Genomic DNA, 2691 nt, shown 5'->3' with positions numbered 1-2691 from the left:
CGCATGGCGACATCGGTTGACGGTGTCACGACCGGGTTCGGAGCTGATATAATCATTATCGATGATCCCATGAAAACTCAGGACGCGATGTCGCAGCCGGCAAGGGAAAAGGTCATTCGGTGGTTCGACGACACATTGTCGCAGCGCCTCAACAATCAGGCCACCGGCGTGATCATTGTGGTGATGCAGCGCCTGCATGAAGGTGATCTGGTCGGCATCCTGAAGGAACGCGAGGGCTGGTATGAGCTGTGCTTGCCCGCCATCGCAGAGCGCGACGAGGACATTCCCCTCACAAGGGGGAGGACCTGGCACAGGCGAGCCGGCAGCGCGCTTCACCCTGACCGTCAGAGCCTCGAGGTGCTGCTCAGGCGCAAGGCGGACAATCCAATCGTGTTCGCCAGTCAGTTTCAGCAGGCGCCGGTTCCTGCGGTTGGCAATATTATCGAGGCTGCATGGCTGCACTCCTATAAACCCGGCACCATTGATCTTGGCTATGGCCAGATCGTGCAGTCCTGGGATACCGCGTCCAAGGACAATCCGTTCAATGACTGGTCGGTCTGCGTCACCGCTTTGATACAAGGAAAATCAATTTACATAATTGATGTGTTTCGCGCGCGGTTAAAATTTCACCTGCTCAAGGCCAAGGCCATCGAGCTTGGCAGAGCACATGGCGCAAAGGTCCTGCTGATCGAGGATGCTTCTTCCGGGACTGCGCTCATCCAGTCACTGCGGGCGGAAGAACCGCAGGGTGTGCCGCTCCCGATTGCCCGGCGCCCAGAGGGCGACAAGATTGCCCGGGCCCTGAGTGCGAGTGCGATGATCCAGCAAGATCGATTGTTTCTTCCCGAGCGCGCCCACTGGCTGGGGGACTTTACCGGCGAACTCCTTGGGTTCCCCTCCTCGCGCGACGATGATCAGGTCGATGCGCTCTCCCAGCTGCTTCTATGGGTGCAGGAGAAGGACACGTACAGGAATCCCGAAAATGCTGGGCCCGAGTTATTCGCTGAGGACGATGATGAAGATGTAGGCCCGCCCGCTCTGCCGTACGATAAGGATCCGTGGGGGGCCTGAGACGGCCACGCTGGCTGTGCCGGAAAATTCGATAAGTCGAAATTTATCGCTCAGATTGCTTACCAGCTTGTTTTGGTGCACCATCCCTTCGTGATGTAGCCGGCTGCAATATCGCCCACTCCCAAATATGTGGTCAATTATGAATGACTGGCTTTCCTCCTTCTATCAAATTCTAACCGACCGTCTCATTCCGGAGTTCTGTAGCGACCCAAACCGAGGCCTGGATGTCGCGGGCTTCCAGCAGAAATCCATAAAGGTGGCAGAGGAGGACGCCCGGTATTTCATGATGGCTTGGAATGCGGGCCTGATTGAGCATCAAGGACGCGGCCTTTACCGCGCGCCCAACAGCGCCGCTAGTGAGCAATTCTTCTGGTCGGGTTCTCGAAAGGCGCAGCCGAGATCATTCACCGTCTGGCTGGAACCTGTAATTACGGTAGCCGGGCTGGCTAGATTGAACTTCGATTACGGCTGGCCGACTTGCCTGATCGGAACCCAGTCGCCAGATTGGGCCTTTGGCCGCTTGATGTCCGTGTAGGGCTTGCGCGTCCGAGGATTGGGCAAGAGATACGGACAGTCATCGAACTTCGTCAGCTGCTTGATGATGTCCACGGCTGCCCTCCCGGCGGCATAGCTCCGCGATGCTAGCCTCTCCGTGCAGGCTTTCCATCACGATCCATATCTTTTTTTCCGCGCCATATTGTTTGCGCGTTGCTCTGCGGATGCTCGGACAAACTAAGCCAGTTTTTCATCTGCTCCGCTACGTGAACATGCCAGTAAAAATGAAATAGCCGTCGGGCACCCCCTAGAGAGATCGCCCGACGGCTACGATCAAAAGCGCACCGCCGCCTTAATACTTATGGTGCGCGGCCCCGGCGAATAGATGCGGATTCCGTCGATCGAGTCGTAGACGCCGAGATAAGCAGGCTTGTTGGTCAGATTCTCGACGGATATCCCATAGTCCGCATATTCACTGCGAATCCCAAACTCGGCACCTATCAAAGCGAATTGTGGTAATTTGGTGTAGAAGGTGCTCGCTGGACTGAACGAACTATACGAAGAACCGCGATAATTTACCGAGGCTCGTCCGTATCCTTCAACGCCATGGCCTATATCGCCCTTATATTCGATACTGCCGTTCGCAATAAACTTCGCGATGAATGGCAAACGGTCGCCTGCTCGACCAACGGTTCCCGCGGCGATCACCTCGGGCGGAAGGTTTGTAGCAAGCTTCGAATCGACATATGTCGCACCTGCGCTCAGCGTCAGATGAGAGTCGGGGCGATAGGTAAGACTCAGTTCGCCTCCGTTAGTGCGGGTTAGGCCTGCATTAATGGTGTAAGTGAACGCGCCGCCGGCGGTCTGTGCGACCAGTTGCTGTCCTGTCCAGTCAATACGATAAACAGTTCAGTGTCGTCCTGAGGCCCGGCAATTGCTTCTTTTTTGATGCCAAGATGGTGAAAGAGAAACCCGCCGCAGACTTGCCATCAGGCGTTGTATTAACCGGCAAGGTCCAGACCCAATCGGCTTTGCAACGGGGCAACTAATACCAACCTGCAATGATCATGACCCACGGGCCCATTCGCGGCGGCCGATGGTCATAATGCGCCAAGGCTGATCGAC

Annotated in this window: 3 protein-coding genes; 2 read left to right on the top strand and 1 reads right to left on the bottom strand. The window is 56.2% G+C overall.

Going from position 1 to position 2691, the window contains the following annotated elements; translation table 11 throughout:
• Both terL and V7650_RS18040 read left to right on the top strand, forming a co-directional pair.
• Positions 1-1071, top strand: a 1071-nt coding sequence (terL, locus tag V7650_RS18045; protein WP_335657593.1) for a phage terminase large subunit, incomplete at its 5' end; no start/stop codon positions are given.
• Positions 1072-1210: 139 nt separating this feature from the next.
• Positions 1211-1606, top strand: a complete 396-nt coding sequence (locus tag V7650_RS18040) for a hypothetical protein (RefSeq protein WP_335657592.1) — start codon at positions 1211-1213, stop codon at positions 1604-1606.
• A gap of 293 nt (positions 1607-1899) precedes the next feature.
• Here the strand turns inward: V7650_RS18040 and V7650_RS18035 are convergent, their stop codons facing one another.
• Positions 1900-2463, bottom strand: coding sequence for a TonB-dependent receptor domain-containing protein (locus tag V7650_RS18035; RefSeq protein ID WP_335657594.1), 564 nt, complete (start codon positions 2461-2463; stop codon positions 1900-1902).
• Positions 2464-2691: the final 228 nt, after the last annotated feature.

The organism is Parasphingorhabdus sp., from assembly GCF_036964565.1.
Lineage (GTDB): Bacteria > Pseudomonadota > Alphaproteobacteria > Sphingomonadales > Sphingomonadaceae > Parasphingorhabdus.
This window is presented reverse-complemented; position numbering and strand designations above follow the sequence as displayed.

Bases quoted from the DNA above. Each gene is read 5' to 3' on its own strand.
- V7650_RS18040 (WP_335657592.1), top strand. From the start codon at position 1,211: ATGAATGACTGGCTTTCCTCCTTCTATCAAATTCTAACCGACCGTCTC.